The 21,555-nt window shown below is 48.4% G+C and carries 16 protein-coding genes; 11 read left to right on the top strand and 5 right to left on the bottom strand.

What is annotated here, in order from left to right:
• Window positions 1-76 precede the first annotated feature (76 nt).
• The 6 genes from QUA02_RS04935 to QUA02_RS04920 all read left to right on the top strand — a co-directional run bounded on the left by QUA02_RS04935 (window position 77) and on the right by QUA02_RS04920 (window position 12,272).
• A complete protein-coding gene (locus QUA02_RS04935) occupies window positions 77-5,584 on the top strand; it encodes a PAS domain S-box protein (RefSeq protein WP_333025750.1) in 5,508 nt (1,835 codons plus the stop codon).
• An 81-nt stretch (window positions 5,585-5,665) separates the two neighbouring features.
• Entirely contained in the window at window positions 5,666-5,833 is a 168-nt protein-coding gene (locus QUA02_RS33555; RefSeq protein WP_445305145.1) for a DUF6888 family protein, read from the top strand.
• A 252-nt stretch (window positions 5,834-6,085) separates the two neighbouring features.
• Window positions 6,086-6,166, top strand: coding sequence for a DUF6888 family protein (locus QUA02_RS33550; protein WP_445305144.1), 81 nt, complete (start codon window positions 6,086-6,088; stop codon window positions 6,164-6,166).
• Window positions 6,153-6,638 (top strand): DUF6887 family protein, encoded by a 486-nt coding sequence (locus QUA02_RS04930; protein WP_333025749.1) that lies wholly within the window; start codon window positions 6,153-6,155, stop codon window positions 6,636-6,638. The genes QUA02_RS33550 and QUA02_RS04930 overlap by 14 nt, the downstream gene beginning before the upstream one ends.
• A 75-nt stretch (window positions 6,639-6,713) precedes the next feature.
• Window positions 6,714-10,844 (top strand): ATP-binding protein, encoded by a 4,131-nt coding sequence (locus QUA02_RS04925; protein ID WP_333025748.1) that lies wholly within the window; start codon window positions 6,714-6,716, stop codon window positions 10,842-10,844.
• Between the two features lie 105 nt (window positions 10,845-10,949).
• Entirely contained in the window at window positions 10,950-12,272 is a 1,323-nt protein-coding gene (locus QUA02_RS04920; protein WP_333025746.1) for a hybrid sensor histidine kinase/response regulator, read from the top strand.
• 145 nt (window positions 12,273-12,417) lie between these two features.
• On the opposite strand, the gene QUA02_RS04915 is transcribed toward QUA02_RS04920, so the two are convergent.
• Both QUA02_RS04915 and QUA02_RS04910 read right to left on the bottom strand, forming a co-directional pair.
• The gene (locus QUA02_RS04915) at window positions 12,418-12,957 is read right to left on the bottom strand and encodes a GIY-YIG nuclease family protein (protein ID WP_333025745.1); all 540 of its coding nucleotides are present in this window, start codon (window positions 12,955-12,957) and stop codon (window positions 12,418-12,420) included.
• 59 nt (window positions 12,958-13,016) lie between these two features.
• The gene (locus QUA02_RS04910; protein ID WP_333025744.1) at window positions 13,017-13,343 is read right to left on the bottom strand and encodes a hypothetical protein; all 327 of its coding nucleotides are present in this window, start codon (window positions 13,341-13,343) and stop codon (window positions 13,017-13,019) included.
• A gap of 382 nt (window positions 13,344-13,725) precedes the next feature.
• Here QUA02_RS04910 and QUA02_RS04905 point away from each other — a divergent pair, with 382 nt between their 5' ends.
• Window positions 13,726-14,526 (top strand): hypothetical protein, encoded by an 801-nt coding sequence (locus QUA02_RS04905; protein WP_333025742.1) that lies wholly within the window; start codon window positions 13,726-13,728, stop codon window positions 14,524-14,526.
• Between the two features lie 94 nt (window positions 14,527-14,620).
• Here the strand turns inward: QUA02_RS04905 and QUA02_RS04900 are convergent, their stop codons facing one another.
• The gene (locus tag QUA02_RS04900; protein ID WP_333025740.1) at window positions 14,621-15,484 is read right to left on the bottom strand and encodes a sulfite exporter TauE/SafE family protein; all 864 of its coding nucleotides are present in this window, start codon (window positions 15,482-15,484) and stop codon (window positions 14,621-14,623) included.
• Window positions 15,485-15,543: 59 nt separating this feature from the next.
• Window positions 15,544-16,386, bottom strand: coding sequence for a pentapeptide repeat-containing protein (locus tag QUA02_RS04895; protein WP_333025867.1), 843 nt, complete (start codon window positions 16,384-16,386; stop codon window positions 15,544-15,546).
• A 288-nt stretch (window positions 16,387-16,674) separates the two neighbouring features.
• Between QUA02_RS04895 and ilvD the strand changes: the two genes are divergently transcribed.
• The 3 genes from ilvD to QUA02_RS04880 all read left to right on the top strand — a co-directional run bounded on the left by ilvD (window position 16,675) and on the right by QUA02_RS04880 (window position 19,184).
• On the top strand, window positions 16,675-18,360 hold the full coding sequence (ilvD, locus tag QUA02_RS04890) for a dihydroxy-acid dehydratase (protein ID WP_333025738.1): 1,686 nt from the start codon (window positions 16,675-16,677) through the stop codon (window positions 18,358-18,360).
• A gap of 174 nt (window positions 18,361-18,534) precedes the next feature.
• The gene (locus tag QUA02_RS04885; RefSeq protein ID WP_333025736.1) at window positions 18,535-18,804 is read left to right on the top strand and encodes a hypothetical protein; all 270 of its coding nucleotides are present in this window, start codon (window positions 18,535-18,537) and stop codon (window positions 18,802-18,804) included.
• 68 nt (window positions 18,805-18,872) lie between these two features.
• Window positions 18,873-19,184 carry a hypothetical protein gene (locus tag QUA02_RS04880; RefSeq protein WP_333025734.1) on the top strand — a complete coding sequence of 104 codons (312 nt, stop codon included), beginning with the start codon at window positions 18,873-18,875 and terminating at the stop codon, window positions 19,182-19,184.
• 85 nt (window positions 19,185-19,269) lie between these two features.
• Here the strand turns inward: QUA02_RS04880 and QUA02_RS04875 are convergent, their stop codons facing one another.
• Entirely contained in the window at window positions 19,270-19,800 is a 531-nt protein-coding gene (locus tag QUA02_RS04875; RefSeq protein WP_333025733.1) for a hypothetical protein, read from the bottom strand.
• Window positions 19,801-19,896: 96 nt separating this feature from the next.
• Here QUA02_RS04875 and QUA02_RS04870 point away from each other — a divergent pair, with 96 nt between their 5' ends.
• Entirely contained in the window at window positions 19,897-21,540 is a 1,644-nt protein-coding gene (locus tag QUA02_RS04870; protein ID WP_333025731.1) for a YcjF family protein, read from the top strand.
• The last annotated feature ends 15 nt before the right edge of the window (window positions 21,541-21,555 follow it).

The raw sequence follows: 21,555 nt of genomic DNA, 5'->3' as shown, positions 1-21,555 counted from the left end.
TTAGCTTAGTTTTAGCAATGTTGTTTCATCGGCACAAGAAGTAGGGCGATCGCGCCATCGCTACAGGTCAACAAAAATGAGTCGGTTCCAGGTCTTGCCTTTGCCCATTAAATCTTACAGCATTGCTACATTTAGCGCCACCACGGCCTTACTGCTGACAACTCTGTTAGTGTTGGCACTCAAGGCAACTCCTGCAATCTTACTTTTTGCCGCTGCAATGGTTAGCGTTTGGTATGCTGGCTTAAAGTCCGCAGAACAAGAAGTAGAAATAGAACGCAAAATTATTTCCAAACTAATTGACACAACGGCTTGCTTGATTGTAGTTCTCGATAGCCAAGGACGGATTGTTCGCTTCAACCAAGCTTGCGAAAAAACAACAGGCTACTCGGCAGCAGAAGTTGTTAATAAATATGTTTGGGATTTGTTCTTAATTCCTGAAGAAGTAGATCCAGTTAAAACAGTTTTCACCCAACTCAACTCGGAACAACTTTACAGCGAATATCAAAATTATTGGCGCACCAAAAACGGATCGAAGCGCTTCATTTCTTGGTCTAATACTGTGACGCTCGATGGTCAAGGTTTGGTAGAATATGTGATAGCAAGTGGCATCGATATTACTGACCGCAAAGAAGCAGAAATGGCACTGGCTTTATCTTACGCTAAGTTAGAAACCCGCGTCAAACAGCGAACGGCCGAACTGACAGTAGCTAAAGAAGCGCTGCAAGCTCAAGAAGAACGATTTCGCTGTTTGAGTTCCTGTTCGCCGGTCGGCATTTTTATGGCGGATTTTGAGGGGCGCTACACCTATGCAAACCCTCGCACTCAGGCTATTTGCGGCTTGAGTTTGGCAGAACTTTTAGGAGACGGTTGGGAGAATTGCATTCACCCGGAAGACTGCGATCGCGTATTGGCCCGATGGCGGGATTATACTCGGGAAGGTGGGGAAGATGCGATCGAGTATCGCTTGCAAACACCAGAGGGGATTGTGCGCTGGATTAACGTTTGTGCCTCGCCGATGTTCTCCGACTCCGGCGAACTCATCGGACACGTGGGCACGGTGAGAGATGTCACCGAAAGACAACAAGCGCAAGCAGCTTTGTCAAGCAGCGAACAGCAACTGAGAACGCTACTAGAAAATACGCCAGATATCATTATCCGCACGGACAAAGAACTGCGTTATATGTATGTCAACAAAGCAGTTGAAATCAGCCAAGAAAAACCGCTTTCATTCTTCCTGGGAAAAACCAGTCAAGAAATAGGAATGCCGCCAGACTTGTGCCAGGTGTGGGATGAAACCGTGCATAAAGTGTTAGAAACAGGTCGAGAAGAAATCATCGAATTTCAGGCTTTCTCAACCGACGGCATCCGAAGTTATCAATCCCGCGTAGTTCCAGAATTTGGCAAACACGGCGTACCAGAATCAGCCTTAATTGTCGCCCGCGATATCACAGAACTCAAACTTGCAGAAACTCAAAGATTGCAGTTAACAATCGAGCAAACAGCGAGAGAAAAAGCGGAAATAGAACAGCAGCGCTCGGCATTTTTAGCAGAAGTCAGCAAAATGCTGGCTGCTGCGTTTGACGGGGAAACGGTGCTGCAAAATGTAGCAGAATTAGCGGTAAATTCGATCGCCGACGGGTGCTGCATTCATTTGATCGAAACCGACTCAAAAGTGCGCCGAGTCGCTGCGGCTCACGCAGAAGCCTCTATAGTTGATAGTCTGAATAACTTGAGAATCCGCAACCCGATCGCCGATGGTGCTGTTAACGGCTATCCGCTGGTAATCCGCAGCGGAAAATCCGAACTAATTGCCGAAGTGGATGAGGAAATTTTAGCAGCAGGAGCCGAAAATGCAGCAGAAATCGAAATATTGCGATCGCTCAATATCGGATCTCACGCTTGCGTACCGCTAAAAGCCCGCGGGCGGGTAATGGGTTCCATCACTTGCTTTACCTCAAAGTTGGGCCGCCGCTACAGTGCAGGAGACATGGCAATGCTAGAAGATTTAGCATACCGCGTGGCGATCGCCCTCGACAACGCCAGACTTTACGCAGAAGCGCAGCAAGCACTATCTCAAACATCGGAATCCTTCGCCTTAATTGACTCGCTGCTAGAAGCATCTCCCCTAGGGATTTGCTTTCTCGATCGCCAAATGCGCTTCATCCGCATCAATCAAGTCTTAGCAGAACTCAACGGTTTGCCAGCAGAACAGCATATCGGGCAAGACTTCCGCCAATTCTTGCCAGAATCCGCCGCCCAATTGGCACCGATAATTCAACAAGTTTTAGAAACCGGTCAGCCTGTTTTAAACGTAGAAGTTAGCGGCGAATGTCAGGGGAAACCGGGCTATTTCGGCCATTGGCTAGCCAACTACTACCCAGTGAAAAATGAAAAGGGAGAAATAATCGGAGCCGGGATAATTGTCGCAGAAATTACCGCAGCCAAACAAACAGAATTAGCTTTGACAGAAAGCGAAATGCGCTTCCGCAGCGTGGTAGAATCTAACATGATCGGCATCGGTTTCTGGGATGCCAACGGCGAAATTACTGAAGCTAATGACGCCTTGCTGGAAATGATCGGATATACGAGGGAAGAATTAGTTTCGGGACAGATTAGTTGGGTCGAGATCACGCCGCCGGAATACGGAGAACTCGATCGCGCCGCTATGGCGCAAATCGCAGGATCGAGAAGTTGCGCGCCTTATGAAAAAGAATACATCCGCAAAGACGGGACGCGCTTCCCAATTTTAGTCGGAGCCGGAAACTTGCAAGGATGCACAGACAAAGGATCGTTCTTCGTGCTCGATATCACCGATCGCAAACAAGCCCAAAACCAGCTTCGAGAAAACGAAATACGCATTCGCCGCCAACTAGCAGAACTCGATTTAGTTTACAACACCACACCGGTCGGGCTGTCCTTTGTGGATACCAATATGCGCTACATCCGCATCAACAAATGCCTCGCTGCGATCGACGGCCGCTCGATCGCAGATCGCATCGGGCGCACCGTCAGAGAAGCGATTCCCGAAATGGCAGATATGCTAGAGCCGATTTACCGCCAAGTGATCGCGACGCAAACCCCCGTGCTCGACTTGGAAATTAAGGCCGAAACCCTGCAACAGCCGGGAGTTTTGCGGGATTGGCAAGTCAGCTTTTACCCCGTTACCGATGAATCGGGAACGCTGTTGGGAGTCAGCAGCGTGGTTGCCGAAATCACCGATCGCAAGCAAGCAAAACGGGTAATCCAGCAAAGCGAAGCCATGTTCCGGCGGCTGTTCGAGTCAAATATTTTCGGAGTCGCGATCGGCGATTTTACCGGCCGCATCGCCTACGCCAACGAATCCCTGCTCGAAATGGTCGGCTACACCCGCTCGGACTTGCTCTCCGGTCAAATGCGCTGGGACAGGATGACCCCCCCCGAATACCTGCACCTCGACGCCAAGGCGGCCGGGGAACTGCGGGCTAAGGGAGTCGCAACTCCTTTCAAGAAAGAGTACATCCGCAAAGACGGCAGCCGCGTCCCGATTCTGATGGGCGGGACGATCCTGTGCCCGGACAACCGCGAACCAGAGACGATCGTCGCATTCTACATCGACTTGACCGAGATATCGCGGGTGGAAGCAGAACTCAAAAAGAATCAAGAACGGCTGCAAATCGCTCAGCAAGCAGGCAAAATCGGAAGTTTTGAATTGAACGTCCAAACCAACTCCGTCGCGTGTACCCCGGAATTAGAGGCTTTGTACGGGCTGCCGGCCGGCAGTTTAGACAGCTATCAAAGTTGGGCGGAAATGGTACATCCAGACGATCGCGCTGTTACCGAACAGCAGGTGCAGGCTGCGGGCGCGTCCGGGGAGGAATTAAACATTGAGTTCCGCATCTGCCGCCCGGATCGAAGCGTGGGCTGGATTGCTTGCAGGGCTAAGGTGTTTCCCGACGATCGCGGTTTGCCTTGGCGGATGATCGGGGTGAACGTCGATATCACCGATCGCAAACAAGCAGAAGAAGCGCGATCGCAAATCAATCAAACTTTGGAAGCCTTGATTCAGGCTTGTCCCCTAGCAATTACCGTTTTGAGTGCCGACGACGGCACTGTGAAAATGTGGAACCCAGCCGCCGAGAGGATTTTTGGCTGGTCAGAATCAGAGGCGGTAGGTCAATTCGCGCCCAGCGTTCCCGCAGACAAGCGGCAGGAATTCATGGCGAAGTTGAAAGGAATTCGCGAAGGAAACGCGATCGCCGGAGTGGAAACCCAGCGCCAAAGGAAAGACGGCAGTTCGATCGAGATCGGTTGGTGGGCAACTCCAGTCCGCGACGGCAAGGGCAACATCAACTGTATGTCGATCGTCGCCGACATCAGCGATCGCAAGCAAGCCGACGCAGAACGCGCTCAGTTGCTCGATCGCGAACAAGCCGCCAGAGCCCAAGCAGAAGCCATCAACGGCCTCAAAGACGAGTTTCTAGCCACTCTTTCCCACGAACTGCGGACGCCTTTAAATGCGATTCTGGGCTGGGCGCAGATGCTGCGCGGCCGCCCGTACACGGAAGCTTCTTTAGCTTGCGGTTTGGAAGCGATCGAGCGTCAGTCGAGGGTGCAAGCGCAGCTAGTGGAAGATTTGCTCGACGTTTCCCGGATTATTCAAGGCAAGCTGGCTCTGAAACCCGGCTGGTTCGGCATGGTAAAGACGATCGAAGTTGCTGTGAATTCAGTTCGTTTTGCAGCCGATGCCAAGTCTGTCACCCTTATGCAAGAATTTGACCCCGCAGTCGGCTTGATGTGGGGCGACGCCCAGAGGTTGCAGCAGGTAGTCTCGAATTTGCTGACTAACGCCGTCAAGTTTACGCCTTCGGGGGGAACTGTGGAACTGCGCTTGTCGGCCGTAACTGTTACCGATTCTCCATCTCCCAATTACGTGCAAATTACTGTCAGCGATACCGGAAAAGGCATTTCTGCTGAGTTTCTGCCCTACGTGTTCGATCGCTTCCGACAAGCAGACGGCTCGATTACTAGGGCTGACAGCGGTTTGGGACTGGGATTGGCGATCGTCCGGCACTTGGTGGAACTCCACGGCGGCACTGTGCGCGCCGAAAGTCCCGGAGAGGGACTCGGCGCGACATTCACGGTAATGCTGCCGCTCAAACAGCGTCGGAGGCAGCAGCCGCAGTTGAGAGGGGAAAGGAAAGTCGCTGCCGTGCGTCAGGGTATTTTGGCAGGTTTAAAGGTGTTGGTAGTTGACGACGAACCCGACAACCGCGAGTTTTTGACTGTTGCGCTCGAACATTTCGGGGCGACTGCGACTGCGGCTGCTTCGGCCCAGGAGGCGATCGACTTTTTACAGCAGTCGCCGCCGGATATTTTAGTCAGCGACATCGGTATGCCCGTTGAGGACGGCTACTCGCTGATCCGCAAAGTGCGATCGTCCGCATCCGACACAATTAAGCGCTTGCCGGCCGTGGCGCTGACAGCTTATGCTAGCGAACAAGACCGAGAGCGGGCGATCGGGGCCGGTTACAACGAACACTTAACAAAGCCGATCGAACCCGCTCAATTCGCCACAGTTTTAGCCCGGTTAACAAATTGGCATTAGGGCGAGCCGCGAGATACTGCCAACTCTGACCAAAAGTAATTTGGTCCGGGGCCCCCGGATTTATCAGGGGTCAATTCTTCAATTCTTCAATCTCAAATCTCAAATCTCAAATCGATTGACTGCTGTATACTAAACAACAAAGAGTGGGAGAGTGAAGGAGCAAAAATTATTCCTACAGCAGCGCAGTTACTCAAATGCTTTGTAGTTTGCTACGAGTTAACAAATATGTATCAGCCTATCTACATATAGCAGTCCTAAATCAGTCGCAAAATCGATCCCGATCAGAATCCTTGTAGTGCGAGCATCTTGCTCGCGTACTATTTTTCAAATCATTTAGGATTGCTATAGTGCGGCTCGACGAACGCACAAATAATATCGTTTCCGGTTGCATCGGAATAATATATTTGGATAATGTCAGTGCGAGCGTCCCCGCTCGCGGCGTGGATCGCGAGCGGGGACGCTCGCACTACATAATTCCGATGCTACTGGATTTGATATAACATCTACATTTTGGCTGGTGAAACTATCGAAATAGAGATTTATCCTAACGGGCAATGGAGATACTCTGATGAACAGACCTAATTTTCAAACTATGAGCCGAAAAGAATTGCGAGCTTACGTACTTGCTCACCGAGAAGATAATGAGGCTTTCTATACTTTTGTCGATCGGCTGCATGAATCTGTAGCCGTAACAGAGGCAGCAGTTGTTAAATGGTTGCACTTCCAGCACCCGAATCAAACTATTAATAAACTTCCCGAAAGCTACTCTAGCTTGACTTTGACAGATTTAGAGGGAAATCAAACAGAAGTGAAAATTCAAACAATGGGCAGTTCTCTGCCAACCAATAAGCCATTTATAGAGCTTTTAATTAATGACCTAATTGCCGAGACACCGAAAAAAAATAGAGAAGTTATGACAGTTTTTGTCACTAGAAATGAATCAAAAGCCAAACAGCTAGAAACAGAACTGACAGAAGCAAATTTTGACATCCGCGCTCAATCTTCGCTGGTAGTTGGCTATATTGAAGCCGGAGGAACATTTCAGAGCCTGTAGGGCGCGCCAATTGCCGGGGGAAAAGGCAGGCTACAGCAGTTAAAATTCGATAAAGAGCGCAATTCCCTCACACCCATGCCCATTTATTCCCTCAACCGCCCAGTTGCCAAACTTTTCAGCAAGCTTCCCCTGCGAACGGTTCTGATTGTTCCCTTTGTTTTGCAAACGGTAAGTGTAGTCGGGCTAGTGGGCTATCTTTCTTTCAAAAACGCTCAGGAAGCAGTCGAGGATGTAGCGCATCAGCTAATCGAACAAGTAGGAGAACGTACCCGCGATCGCCTCACCGATAATGATGGGCCCTCGGAAATCAATACCTTTCTGGCTAGGCTGCACTTCTCCTCGTCGGGACATATTTTTATTATGGATCGATCGGGCAATCTGATTGCCACATCAACACTAGAAAAACCCTTGGTGACGCCAGCAAAAAAGCAACCGACGCCATTGCTAGCCACCAACAGCAAGGATGCCCGAACGCGAGATATTGCTCGCCAACTCGCCAACCGATTTGGCAACTTCCGCACCCTGCAAACAACCCAGCAATTTACCCTGACGAGCAAGGGCTCGCGGCAGTTTGTCGGCGTCACTCCTTATCGAAATACCCGCGGCTTGGATTGGTTGATTGTGGTGGTGGCGCCAGAGTCTGATTTCATCGATCGCCTTCAAGCAAATACCCGCAACACATTGTGGTTGTGCGTCGGTACGCTGCCGCTGGCGATCGCGATCGGATTGTTGACTTCCCGTTGGGTGACAAAGCCAATTCGACGCTTGAATACGGCCGCCAAAAATGTGGCAAAAGGCGACTGGGATCGACCGTTAGAAATTAGACGCTTGGATGAAGTCGGAGAACTCGCCAATTCCTTCAATCTTATGGCAGCGCAACTGCAACAGGCTTTTGCAGACCAAAAATCTTTAAATGAAGCTTTAGCGCAGAGCGAGAGCCAACTCAAGCAATTTATTGAAGCCATACCTGCGGGAGTATCTATCCACGATGCCTCCGGTAAAGTCGTGTACTTCAACGAAACTGCCAAGCATTGGCTCGGCGTCGAAACTATCCCCGATGGGACTTTAGAAGAAGCAGTAGAAGTTTATCAAATCTACCGCCAAAACCAGCCGTATCCAACTGAAGAACTGCCCGCATTCCGAGCGCTGCGCGGCGAAACGGTATTCCTGGAAGATTTAGAACTTCATCGAGATGGGGAATTTATTCCTTTTGAGGTGCGCGCCACACCAATTTTCGACGCAGGCGGAAACATTATTTATGCCATCAATATTTTTTCTAACATCGCACAGCGCAAACAATCTGAAAAAATCTTAACCGACTACAATCGCACTTTAAAAGCCGAAGTAGCAGAACGTACCTGCGCCTTAGCTCGTGCTAACGAAGTATTACAACATGAAATTGCCGATCGCAAATTGCTCGAACAAAAACTTTACACTTCTACCGAGCAAGTTCTGAAAATATTCGAGTCGATCGCAGATATTGTATTGATTTTAGAGCCGCGAGCAAAAACCATCCAAATTATACCGACTAAGGGAATTTTTCAATACAACTTTCAGACGAATCAGAGCGACTCCATCATCGAACTATTTTTTCAGGACGAAAGCGAGGAGATTTATTTCGCTCAAGTTCGACACGCATTGGAAATCCAACAAACGATTAGTTTTGATTACAGTCTACAGATTAATAACCAAGAAGTTTGGTTTGCTGCTAAAATTTCGCCGCTGTCCGATCGCTCTGCGGTTTGGGTAGCCCGCGACATTAGCGATCGCCAGTTGGCCGAATCGCGACTGCTCGAAGCCCAAAAAATTGCCAGTATTGGCAGTTGGGAACACGATCTCGCCACAGCAACAACCACTTGGAGTGAGGAACTCTATCGCATTTACGAGCTCGATCCGACTCAAAAACCGCTGTCAACCGAACAATTAATCGAGCGTTTTCATCCAGAAGATCGATCGCGCTATCTCACAATACTTCGCGAGAAAGCTATGAAAGGACAAAGCTTTGAAATCGATCTGCGGCTGATCCGCAGAGATGGCTCGCTCAGTTACATTGAAGTCAGAGGGAAACCGGTTTATGATGAAAAAGGGCAGTTGCTCCGTTTGTTCGGCACTGTCTTGGATATTAGCGATCGCAAACAAGCCGAGTCAGCTTTGCGAGAAAGCGCGCAGCGGGAACAAGCCATCGCCCGCAGCATCGATCGCATCCGTCACTCCTTAGATATTGACACAATATTCAAAACCACAACCTCTGAACTGCGACAAACCCTAAAGTGCGATCGTGTCGGTATCTATCGCTTTAATCCTGATTGGAGCGGGGAATTTGTTGCCGAGTCAATGGCTCCGGGCTGGATGTCTCTGATGCAACAACCCGACGATTTTAATTGGCCAAACAATCTCTTAGAAGACTCTAGCTGTACCGTCAAAACTCTGCAAGCCTGCGGTGAACCGGTGCTGGATACCTATCTACAAAAAAATCAAGGCGGTATGTACGCTAGAGGCGTTCCTTACCGCATAATTGAAGACATATACAGCGCTGGGTTGAGTCCTTGTTACCTGGAAGTGTTAAAACAATTTCAAGCTAGATCCTACGTTATTTTCCCCATATTTTGCGGCAGTCAACTTTGGGGTTTGCTCGCCAGCTATCAAAATTCTGCACCCCGCACTTGGCGCGAAGCAGAAATCAATATTGGGCTGCAAATTAGCATTCAACTGGGAGTCGCCTTACAACAAGCTCAATTGCTCGAAGCAACTCAGCAGCAATCACTACAGCTCCAACAAGCCGCCTGGGCAGCAGAAGCCGCCAACCTCGCCAAAAGCACTTTCCTGGCAAATATGAGCCACGAACTCCGCACCCCCCTCAACGCAATTCTGGGATTCTCCCAATTGATGCAGCGCTCTGCCAACCTCAATCCCCAACAGCAGGAAAATATCCGCATCATCAACCGCAGCGGAGAACACTTGCTAGCTCTGATCGATCAAATATTAGATTTAGCCAAAATAGAGGCGGGACGCATTACCCTCAACCCCACAGACTTTAAATTAAGCAGCCTGCTGAACGAGGTGGAAGAGATGTTTCAACTCCAGGCACGGGAGCAACACTTGCAGTTAATATTTAACTGCTCTAGCGATATTCCCGAATACGTGCAAACCGATCAACTTAAGTTGCGCCAAGTTTTAATTAATCTACTTTCTAACGCCATTAAGTTTACGAAAGAGGGAGGCATTGCGGTAAGAGTAAGTGCGGTTAGGGAGGGTGAAAATCAGCAATTACCAACCAGTAATTATCAATTACATTTTGAAATAGAAGACACTGGCTTCGGCATCGCTCCTGATGAGTTAGAGAAGCTTTTTCAAGCCTTCGTGCAAACCAAAACAGGGAAAATATCTCAGCAGGGAACAGGCTTGGGGCTGGCTATCAGCCAACAGTTTGTCAAGCTGATGGGCGGCATCATTACTGTGCGCAGCAAAGTACACTCCGGCACAACCTTCGCGTTTGATATCCCCGTCAGCGCCGTTGATGTGGCGGTCATTCAACCCGTACAGGCACCGCGTCGGGCGATCGCCCTGGAACCCAATCAACCGCGCTATCGTATTTTGATTGTGGACGATCGGTCGGACAACCGCCAACTGCTGATCGAACTCCTCGCTGCCTTTGACTTTGAACTCAAACAAGCCAGCAACGGCATAGAAGCTATTGACATATGGTCGAGTTTTGAGCCGCACTTAATTTTTATGGATATGTGGATGCCCGTGATGGATGGACAGGAAGCGACGAAACGCATTAAAGCCACTGTTAAAGGTCAAGCTACCGCAATTATTGCCGTGAGTGCCGGTAACGCCGAGGAAGCGCGAACCGTTACTGCATCAGATGATTGCGATGACTTTATCCACAAACCCTTTCGAGATACAGAAATCTTTGCCACCCTGCACAAACATCTCGGAGTGCGTTACATTTACGATGAACCGGAGAGTGTTCCCGACTCAACTCAAATCGAAGCTCTCACTCCAGAGACTGTTGCAGCTTTACCCGCAGATTTGCTGGCAGCTTTAGAGAAAGCCACAATTGAGTGCGATTTAGAGTTAATACTTATCCAAATTGAACTAATTCGCGATCGAAATGACGCTTTAGCTAGCGCTTTAGCCGCATTAGCTAATGAGTTTCACTTCAATCAAATACTAGCTCTCATCCATCCAGAAACACAATAAGAACGATATTATATCGGGTTTGTAGTGAGGAGTTTAGTCCTCATAAAACCCAGAGAACTAAAGTCCTTACTACAAACCTACAAAGGTTATTTTACCAGACTAGATATGAATTACGAAGCAACTACCCTCTTAAAAGGGAATATTTTAATTGTTGATGATATTTCGGCTAATTTGCAACTTTTAGCTCAAATACTCTCGAAGCAAGGGTACAAAACACGCACGGCACCCGACGGTCAACTAGCTCTGAGGTCGATCGAATTAACTGCTCCTGACTTGATATTGCTGGATATCATGATGCCCGGTATGGACGGCTACAAAGTCTGCCAAGCGTTGAAAGCTTCTCCCACAACCAAGGACATTCCCGTTATTTTTATCAGTGCTTTAAATGATGTGTTAGATAAAGTCAAAGCCTTTGAAGTTGGCGGTATAGATTATATCACAAAACCGTTTCACGAACAAGAAGTTGTGGCGCGCGTCTCAAATCAACTCGTGCAGCGCCAGTTGTTCCAACAAACACAATCCTACGCCCAGCAACTCCAACAAACCTTAACTGAACTCAAGAAGACTCAAGCTCAGTTAATACAGAAGGAAAAAATGGCTTCTTTAGGTCAGCTAGCGGCAGGAATTGCTCACGAAATCAACAATCCCGTCAGCTTTATCTACGGCAATATTGCTCTAGCGGCGGACTATGCGCGAGATTTACTTCGCCTCGTCAAATTGTACCGACATTACTACCCGCACCCCGTTGCAGAAATTACCGACGAATTGGACGCGATTCAACCCGACTTCATCGCAGAGGATTATTCAAAACTGCTGAATTCGATGAAAGATGGTGCTTCTCGGATTAGCAAAATTGTGCTGTCTTTGCGCAACTTCTCCCGCCTGGGCGAAGAAAAGTACAAGCCAGTGGATATTCATGAAGGCATTGACAATACTTTAGTTATTTTGCAGCACCGGCTGAAGGGAGCACACAAGGCCGGTGAGATAGAGGTCATTAAAGACTACAGCCAACTGCCAAGAGTCACCTGTTACGCCAGTGAATTAAATCAGGTGTTCATGAACCTCCTAAGTAATGCTATTGATGCCCTGGAAACCCAACCGTCTCCCCGAAAAATTACCATCAGCACTTCAGTAAGTTGTGAGTCAGAATCGGCCCTGCACAATCAAGATTCAAAATTAGCCACTCACAACTATAAATCCGTTGTTATTCACATTGCCGATAACGGTTGTGGGATGAGTGAGGAAGTGCGCCACCAGATATTTGACCCATTTTTTACTACGAAGCCTGTAGGCAGCGGTATTGGATTAGGGTTGGCAATCAGTCACGATATTGTAGTGGAAAAACATCGAGGGCAAATCAGTTGTATTTCTGCTCCGGGCCGAGGAGCTAAGTTAATTGTGCAGATTCCGATCTGTGTTAAATCTTAACTGTTAAAATGTTAACAGACGGAGATGATATATCAGATAGATTGTAGCCAAGAATCTGTAGGGAAACGGCAATGCCGTGTCCGGCGCGGGAATTAGGGAAACGGCATTGCCGTTTCCCTACGGTTCGCAGTAAGGACTATTGTATTTATTTTAAATCGAGCAATCCGCTAGTTTTTAGCTTGGGATTAAACCGAATTTCTTCAGTTACACCGCGAGCTTTCAGCAGCGATAAAATTTCATTTTCTACGCGCCGCGCGACATTTTTCAACAATTTATCTTTGGCAATTTCATCGGCGAAGATACCTTCATAATTTGCCGTTTCTTGGGCAGTCATCACTGTTTTGGTGTCGATGGGATCGTTCCACTTGGCAGCATCGACACCGTTGCCTTGGGGCTGCGAACCGTTTTCCGCAATCCAACTCGATCGGATGCTTTCTAGGATAGTGCGGCTGGGCTTGTCAATAGTTTGGACTTTCAGCCAGTAGCAATACTGGGTTTGGCGTACCAAATGCTGTTTGAGGCTGAGGTAAATGTCGCGAGAATAGCCGACAAATTGCAGGACTTTCTCGCTGTCAAAAATCGCGTAAACGCCAATTTTTCCCTGGATCAACTCGGGCAATTTTCCCTCGGAGTCAATGTAGGGAATGAATTCTAAGCTGGCGAGAGAGTGAATGTCTTCTGTCATCCGATTTTAGATTTTAGATTTTAGATTTTAGATTAAACCACAGTTGAACCAGCCTTAACCTAACTCTTGAAAACGCGATAAATTGCACAGAGGCGGCTGGGTTTAAATATTTTGGCTTGGAACATGAAATTAGGCGGGACGTTGACGATCGCAAAATCGCTCGATTCGTGATACTTTTCAAATTCAGCAGGCATTCCCTTCGGCGTCTCGCTGCTGTAAGGCACGGGCTGAAAAAGTAACTCGGCAAACTCAATGCGCGAGCATTGCAATTGTAGCGCTACTTGTTGGAGAAAGCTTTCACCGGTTAATGAACCGAACAGTGCAGTTTTAGCATCAGGTTCGAGGACAAAACTGCTATCGTAGCTTTCAATAATCTTAAGACCCATTTTCTGTATACTCCTGACAGACGGCGGTTAACGGTTATCGGTTAAATGTTTTGAGCGATCGACTTAATTCTGAATTTTACCCGAGACTGACCGTTTTAAACGCACAAGGTATCCGGCATGAGGTCAATCGATTTTAGATTTTAGATTAAAGATTTTAGATTAAAGAATTGAAGGATTGACCCCACGGATAAATTCGCGGGGCAAGTTTCATCGGATACAGGTTTTTTATTTCTGGACGGATGAATCCGGGGGCTTGTATCCTGGATGCTTTCGGTCAACAAAAATACCACAATCAGGAAATTTTGACAAATAGCCCTGATTTATTTGCCGATCGCTTTTATCATGTCCCTATCGCCATCTATCAGACTACGACTAAAAGGCTATGCAGAAGATTGAAAAAGCATCATTCCCAGCTTCCAGAAGTGCCCCGAACCAGCCGGACTGGCTAGAATTCGCAGAATACGCCTCTGTTGCCGGTTCAGCGATTGGCGCGATTGCTGCTGGATTGTCGGGCCAAATTCTCTACGCTGCTGCCCCTTTAACCGCAGCAATCTCCCTGAATCTCGCCAATCGCCAGCGTTTCGAGCAACAAATGCAACACAAGGCAAATTCTGCGATCGCGGACGTACAGGCCGCAGTAGAACGTCGATCGCAGCAAGTTCAGATGCTACCTGTACAACCTGCGGAACTCTACACCGCTGTCTCCGACTTGCAGCATAAAATCCTGGGCTTGGAATCCGGCGCCATCGCCGAGGTACAAGCTGCCGTAGCCTCACTCGAACGCCAAGCGCAGGCGCTTCCGGGAGACTCTCAGGAGTTCAACACGCAACTGTTGGATTTGCAGCAAAAACTCGGCATTTTGGAAAATAGCGCCCTCAGAGCACAAGATTGGGAAAATGTCAACGTCCGATTTTTATTGATGGACGAAAAGTTAACTGAAGTTAAAACTATTACGGCTCAGTTGCAGGAGCGATCGAACAAAGTAGACTTGGATCAAATCCCAGGTTCTTTGAAGCAATTGCAGGATGTGCTCGATCGACCCACAATAGACGCAGGGAAGCTGCAAACCGAGATTCAGCATTTGCAGCAGCAAGTTTCCCAATTGCAGCGGCAAAATCAAGAAATTGTCAAGCCTTATTTGCAGCGTCTGACTCGCGCCGTGAAGAAACTATCCACAAATTAGTCGTTAGTTAGGAGTTTTTCGTAGGGTGCTGCGCGCGCACTTTCCCTCCTTCTTTCGTAGGGTGCGCCGGGCCGCGCACCTTACCAATTACCAGTTACCCGTTACTAAATTTTTGCCAAGCTTGCCAGAAAATATAAATCGATAAGATTGCCAAGAGCGATCGAAAAGCTAAACTAACAATACGATCGGGCAATCTCGGCAAAAACCGCGTGCTCACCTGCACGCCCAACAAACCGCCGCCGCCCAGAATCAACCCCACAACCCACAAAACATTCCCGCGCGCCGCGTGTCCAGCCGTCGCCGAAATTGCCGTAATGACGATGACGCCCAAGCTCGTTTGAATTGCGGTTTTAATGCTTTCTCCTAACAGCAAAATTTGCAGGGGAACCATAATCACGCCGCCGCCTACGCCAAACAAACCCGCTAATAAACCCGCGGCACTGCCGGTAGCAATTTTAGCAAAAGTTGGATTGAATAAAATATTTGAATTATGTGGTAATTGGTAATTGGTAATTGGTAATTGAGGATTTTCCCCTTGTCCGGCTTGTCCTCCCAGTTGCCCTTGTTCTGCTTCCGCTTTCTTCTTAGCTGTCACGCGCTTGCGAACTTCAATCAAATAAATATTCAGCCACAGCAACAGCCCAAAAGTAAGTAACAGCAAGTAAGGCGGAAATATCCCCGCCAAATAAGCACCGATTTGTGCTGTGATGACGGCGGGAAATCCGATGCCTGCGACTTGGCTCAAGCTGAGGTAGCCCATGCGCCAATTCTGGATGCTGCCAGAAATAGCTGTAATGACGATCGACAAACCGCTAGTAGCAACCGCTTGCACCGGAGTGTAATTGAGAGTCACCAACAAAGGCACGATCACCGTACCGCCGCCGATGCCCAAAAATCCAGCTAGAATTCCGGCAAAAATTCCGGCCGCACCCAACATCAATAATTCACTGATAGTCATTAGTCATTAGTCTGTAGTTAACAGTGAACAGTCAACAGTCAACAGTCAACAATCAAATTTTAAGAGTCATTAGTTGTGCCGTCGGGCATAATTGCCCGCCTCAAATCTGCATCGCGGAAGTTAGCTCGATTGAGATTAGCATCAATCAAAACCGCTTCCACCAAAACAGCCCCGCTGAAATTAGACCAGTACAGCTTTGCCCGGTACAAATTAGCACCGCTCAAATTAGCTCTTGCCAGCGTTGACCAGCTCACATTAGCAACTCTCAAATTAGCATTGCTCAGATTAGCTTCGCTCAGATTAGCTCCAACCATCGTTACTTGGCGCAAGTCTGCACCAGTCAGGTTGGCCCCGCTCAGCATCGCCCCGCTAAGAATTGCCTGATTCAGGTTAGCTCTTTCTAAAAGCGACTCGCTGAGGATGGCATTTGTCAGGTTTACCGCTTTGAGAGTTGACCAACTCAAATTTGCTTTCATCAAATTAGTGCGAATCATGCTAGCGTCGGTTAAGTTGGCCGCAAACAAATTCGCTTCGGTAAAGTTGGCTTCGGTCAAATTAGCTTCCGTCAAATTAGCCTTGGTCATGTTGACTTCTCTCGCCATTGAGCCGCGCAGGTTGGCTCCCACCAGGTTAGCCCCGCTGAGATTGGCGCGGCTCAAATCGGTACCGATCAGATTTGCTTCGGTCAAATTAGCTTCCGTCAAGTCCACCCCTGCCAATTTCACCTCGCGCAAGTTCGCTCCTGTCAGGTTAGCGCCTTTGAGGTTTGCGTCTTGGAAATTCGCTCTGGTAAAGTTAGCCTCGCTGAGGTTTACCCCTTGTAAGTCGGCCCCGGCGAGGTTAATTTCTCGAAAAATTCTTTCTCCGGCCGCATATTGCCTCAGAATTCGATCGGCCTCCATGTCATTCGCCTCGCAATTGTTTTCAAACGTTAGAGTGATGGGTGTTACCACATCATCCCAGATAACCACGGTATTCACCCTGCAGGCTGTAGTATCTGTAGAATCTTTGCACTGCTTTGGTGGCACTGCTGTGGTGCTCCCTCCTCAAGGGCCTGACAAATATCAACGCTTCTGAGAAAATCAAACATAGGGTAAAACTCTCGGCACTGGGCAGTAAAACAGCCAGCAGCAAAGAAAAACAGACAACTGACAAGTCAACAACAGACAACTGACAAAGGAAATTTTAAAATGCCTGAAAATTTGAGAAGCCAAGCTGTGACTGGAGGCGTGCAGCGCGCGCCCAACCGGGCAATGCTGCGGGCCGTCGGTTTTGGCGACAGCGATTTCACGAAGCCGATTGTGGGCATTGCCAACGGCTACAGCACGATTACGCCCTGCAATATGGGATTGAACGACCTCGCTTTGCGGGCTACTGCGGCGACAAAGGAAGCCGGTGCCATGCCGCAGATGTTCGGTACGATTACTATCAGCGACGGGATCTCGATGGGAACTGAAGGGATGAAATATTCTCTGGTGTCGAGAGAGGTGATTGCTGATTCGATAGAAACTGTTTGCAACGGCCAAAGTATGGACGGGTTGCTGGCTGTCGGCGGTTGCGATAAAAATATGCCGGGGGCGATGATTGCGATCGCCCGCATGAACATTCCTGCTATTTTTGTTTACGGCGGCACGATCAAACCAGGACACCACAACGGACGCGATTTAACCGTCGTCAGCGTTTTTGAAGCAGTCGGTCAATTCAGCGCCGGCAAAATTGACGAAACAGAACTCAATGCAGTCGAACAAAAAGCGTGTCCCGGCGCTGGTTCTTGCGGCGGAATGTACACAGCAAATACCATGTCCAGCGCTTTTGAAGCAATGGGCATGAGTTTGCCTTATTCTTCGACAATGGCTGCTGAGGATGCCGAAAAAGCTGACAGCGCTGCCGAATCTGCAAAAGTTGTGGTGGAAGCGATCCGCAAACAGTTGTTACCGAGCCAAATTTTGACTCGCAAGGCCTTTGAAAATGCGATCGCGGTAATTATGGCGATCGGCGGTTCAACCAATGCTGTGCTGCATTTATTGGCGATTTCAAATGCGATCGGCGTTGAGTTGTGCCTCGACGATTTTGAAAATATTAGAGCGAAAGTGCCGGTGCTGTGCGACCTCAAACCCAGCGGTAAATATGTAGCAACCGATTTGCACAAAGCCGGCGGCATTCCTCAAGTAATGAAAATGCTGCTAGAAAAGGGTTTGCTGCACGGAGACGCGCTGACAATTACCGGTCAAACTGTTGCTGAAGTGTTGGCAGATATTCCAGCCGAACCCCGCACCGACCAAGATGTCATCCGCCCTTGGAACAACCCGCTTTACGCGCAAGGACATTTAGCAATTCTCAGGGGAAATCTGGCAACAGAAGGAGCCGTTGCTAAAATTACAGGCGTTAAAAAACCGATAATTACCGGGCCGGCGCGGGTATTTGAATCTGAAGAAAATTGTTTGGATGCAATTTTAGCCGGCAAAATTCAACCCGGAGATGTGATTGTTATCCGCTACGAAGGGCCGAAAGGCGGGCCGGGAATGCGCGAAATGTTAGCACCAACTTCGGCAATTATTGGCGCAGGTTTGGGCGATTCTGTAGGATTAATTACTGACGGTCGCTTCTCTGGCGGAACTTACGGCATGGTTGTAGGTCACGTTGCACCAGAAGCGCAAGTTGGTGGCACAATTGCTCTGGTAAAAGAGGGCGATTCGATAACGATTGATGCTCAAAATCGCTTGTTGCAGCTCAATGTTTCTGATGCAGAATTGGAGCAGCGCATGGCTCTTTGGCAGCCTCCTAAACCTCGGTATACTAAAGGCGTTTTGGCTAAATACGCTAAGTTGGTTTCTTCTAGCAGTGTCGGTGCTGTTACTGATTTGGGTTTGGGTTGATAATTGTTGATTGTTGACGGTTGACGGTTGATTGTTGATTGTTATTTGACCAGTTGAATTGGGCAGTAGGGTGCGTCAGCAAAGTGCGCTTTTGTGTGTTGTGCGACGATCGCGTGCTGACGCACCCTACAAATTGCTAAAATAATCGGTGTATGGTATCGATGCAAAAACCCCATGAGTGAATCCAGCGATCTCCCTAATCGTGTCGAGCGTCTCGAAAATGATGCGATCGATATTAAAGTAGCTGTTAGTGCTTTAATTTCCACCACCGAAGTACACCAGCGCAATATTGAAATCATGAACCGCAATATTGAGGCGATGCTTCAACTCATGACTCAGAGCCTTCAGCGGATGGAGGTGGTGGAATCAGACATCCGGGGCCTTCAGACTGAAAATCGGCGAATTCTGGATATATTGCAGCACCGAAACACTGACGATGCGTGAAGTTTTGCAATACGAGAAATAGCGATTTGCTAAAATAATGAGTCTATAGTACCGATGCAAAACCCCCCATGAGTGAATCCAGCGATCTCCCTAATCGTGTCGAGCGCGTCGAAAATGACGCGATCGATCTTAAAGTAGCTGTTAGTGCTTTAATTTCCACCACCGAAGTACACCAGCGCAATATTGAAACCATGAACCGCAATATTGAAACCATGAACCGCAATATTGAAATTAATCAGCGCAATATTGATGCGATGCTTCAACTCATGACTCAAAGCCTTCAGCGGATGGAGGTGGTGGAATTAGATATTCGAGGTCTCCAGACGGAAAATCGGCGCATTCTGGATATATTGCAGCAGCGCAACACAGACGATGCGTGAAGTTTGGCAGGGGCGGGTTTACGAGATGATTTGTTTGATGCATAAATTGTTGGTAAAACCCGCCCTTACGGTGATTTCGGTAGTGCTAACTGCGCTGATTCAAAAAGCGGCTAGCCATCGACATGGCGTCAGTAATATCTACGTCGCCGTCTCCATCTGCATCTAAAAACGTATTCAAAACGGGATTGCTGCCTGGGGCTGGGTTTTGGGCGTTGCTGCCGGTTTTTAGCAAATTCAGCACCAGCGGCACCAAAACAGGTATCATCGCCTGCACTGTGGCGTTATTCAAACCGGTTCTGTGGGCGATATCGTTCACTATCTGCGTCAGTTCGCCTGCTCCGAACAAACTCTCTACCGCTTGGGGATTGGGATTTGTGCCGCTAAATTCGTTGACAACTTCTTGAGCTTGTGCGTCTCCCGACTGCGATCGCACGTCTTGCAATGCCGATCGCACGTATCCGCCCAAAACCGACATTGCTAGCTGAGTCGTGCCCGTATTGACGCCCTGGTTGCTGCTCAACTGCTCTACCGCACCGAGAATGTTACCCAACTGATTGGGACTTGCTTGTTGGTTGGGATTGTCGATCGCGCTCAAAATTTGGTCAAATAGTCCCATAATTTTTGCTCCTTGGTGTGATTGCTAAACTATAGATCAGAAGATTTAAGAAAATCTAAAAATCAAACCATCAAGCCTTTTATTTGCCACTCCCTCATGCCTTTGCCGCGCCTGTTAACATTAATTGCTGCTTTCTGCCTCACCCTGGGGCTGATTATCGGGCTGGTGAGTTCCTTAACAGGGCTTTACAGTCAAGTTGCGTGGTCTGCCTCTCCGCTGTTGGCTAATTTGCTGATTTTCCTGATAATTGTACTTTTGGGAACCCTAATTTTTGCGCTGTTTTATTATTTTAGGCTGCTGCAACGCCCTCAGAAAGTTAAGGGAAAACGGGCGATTCAGCCGAAGGTTCCTGTTGTGAAAAGTGAAGCTGCTTCGGAAAATCTCAAAGCAATCAGGCAGCAAGTCGATCGCATTCAAGATGAAGTAGCGCGGCAAGCTTTGCTGTTGAGAGCCCGCGAAATTGAAGCTAGCATGGCTCGCGGCAGCGTTCGAGTAGTTGTTTTCGGTACCGGTTCTGCGGGCAAAACTTCCGCTGTCAATGCGCTGGTGGGGCGGATGGCGGGACAGGTGGGCGCGCCGATGGGAACTACCGAAGTTGGCGAAACTTACACTCTTTCATTGAAAGGAATCGATCGAGAATTAGCAATTACTGATACCCCAGGCATCTTGGAAGCGGGAGTTGCGGGAACTTACAGAGAGGAATTGGCGAGACAGTTGGCGGCGAGGGCGGATTTAATCTTATTTGTTTTGGACGGCGATTTGCGAAAATCCGAGTACGAACCGCTGCGGACTTTGGCGGAAATTGGCAAAAGGTCGATCGTGGTTTTTAATAAAGTTGACCTTTATCCCGACAGCGACAGAGATGAAATTGTCACTAGGCTGCGGCAGCGAGTCAAAGGTTTTGTATCAGCAATGGATGTAGTAGCGATTAGCGCCAATCCGCAAAAAGTTGTACTAGAAGACGGCACAATTTTTCAGCCAGACCCGGATATTATGCCATTAATTCGGCGCGTCGCTGCTATTTTGCGAGCCGAAGGCGAAGACTTAATTGCGGACAATATTTTGCTGCAATCTCAGCACTTGGGAGACCAAGCGCGCAAGTTAATTGACGCTCAAAGGAGACGGCAAGCTGATAAAGCAGTAGAGCGATTTCAGTGGATTGGAGCCGGAGTAATTGCTGTCACGCCTTTGCCAGTTGTGGATTTGTTAGCGACAGCAGCAGTTAACGCTCAAATGGTAGTAGAAATTGCCAAAATTTACGGCTGCGAATTAAATATCGATCGCGCGAAAGAATTGGCATTCTCTCTAGCAAAAACCCTAGCCAGTTTGGGAATAGTTGAAGGCGTAATTCAAGTAGTGTCAAGGGCGCTGCAATTAAGCGTAGCCGGGTTTGTACTTGGCAAAGCAATTCAAGCAGTCAGCGCCGCTTATTTAACCAGAATTGCCGGTAAAAGTTTTATTGAATATTTCCGCCACGACCAAGATTGGGGCGACGGTGGCATCGCCGAAGTCGTGCAAAGGCAGTTTCAGTTAAATAGGAAAGACGAGTTTGTAAAAGCATTTGTCAAAGATGCGATCGCCCGCGTTGTCGAACCTCTGAACATCTATCAGCAGGAATCGGAACCCGAATTAGAAATGTCAGCAGAATTGGAAGCAGAAATAGAACCAGAACCATTGTATCAGTCGCCGCCATACGAAGATTGGGAAAGTTACAGCAACAAACGAAACGATGAGTGGTAATTAGTCATTAGTCAA

It is taken from the genome of Microcoleus pseudofavosus SVA1_A4 (genome assembly GCF_036700565.1).
Classification (GTDB): Bacteria; Cyanobacteriota; Cyanobacteriia; order Cyanobacteriales; family Microcoleaceae; genus Microcoleus.
The sequence above is the reverse complement of the archived record's forward strand: the minus strand, read 5'-3'. Positions and strand labels throughout refer to the sequence as shown.

Bases quoted from the DNA above. Each gene is read 5' to 3' on its own strand.
- QUA02_RS04935 (WP_333025750.1), top strand. From the start codon at position 77: ATGAGTCGGTTCCAGGTCTTGCCTTTGCCCATTAAATCTTACAGCATT.
- QUA02_RS04930 (WP_333025749.1), top strand. From the start codon at position 6,153: ATGAACAGACCTAATTTTCAAACTATGAGCCGAAAAGAATTGCGAGCT.
- QUA02_RS04925 (WP_333025748.1), top strand. From the start codon at position 6,714: ATGCCCATTTATTCCCTCAACCGCCCAGTTGCCAAACTTTTCAGCAAG.
- QUA02_RS04920 (WP_333025746.1), top strand. From the start codon at position 10,950: ATGAATTACGAAGCAACTACCCTCTTAAAAGGGAATATTTTAATTGTT.
- QUA02_RS04915 (WP_333025745.1), bottom strand. From the start codon at position 12,957: ATGACAGAAGACATTCACTCTCTCGCCAGCTTAGAATTCATTCCCTAC.
- QUA02_RS04910 (WP_333025744.1), bottom strand. From the start codon at position 13,343: ATGGGTCTTAAGATTATTGAAAGCTACGATAGCAGTTTTGTCCTCGAA.
- QUA02_RS04905 (WP_333025742.1), top strand. From the start codon at position 13,726: ATGCAGAAGATTGAAAAAGCATCATTCCCAGCTTCCAGAAGTGCCCCG.
- QUA02_RS04900 (WP_333025740.1), bottom strand. From the start codon at position 15,484: ATGACTATCAGTGAATTATTGATGTTGGGTGCGGCCGGAATTTTTGCC.
- QUA02_RS04895 (WP_333025867.1), bottom strand. From the start codon at position 16,386: ATGGAGGCCGATCGAATTCTGAGGCAATATGCGGCCGGAGAAAGAATT.
- ilvD (WP_333025738.1), top strand. From the start codon at position 16,675: ATGCCTGAAAATTTGAGAAGCCAAGCTGTGACTGGAGGCGTGCAGCGC.
- QUA02_RS04885 (WP_333025736.1), top strand. From the start codon at position 18,535: ATGAGTGAATCCAGCGATCTCCCTAATCGTGTCGAGCGTCTCGAAAAT.
- QUA02_RS04880 (WP_333025734.1), top strand. From the start codon at position 18,873: ATGAGTGAATCCAGCGATCTCCCTAATCGTGTCGAGCGCGTCGAAAAT.
- QUA02_RS04875 (WP_333025733.1), bottom strand. From the start codon at position 19,800: ATGGGACTATTTGACCAAATTTTGAGCGCGATCGACAATCCCAACCAA.
- QUA02_RS04870 (WP_333025731.1), top strand. From the start codon at position 19,897: ATGCCTTTGCCGCGCCTGTTAACATTAATTGCTGCTTTCTGCCTCACC.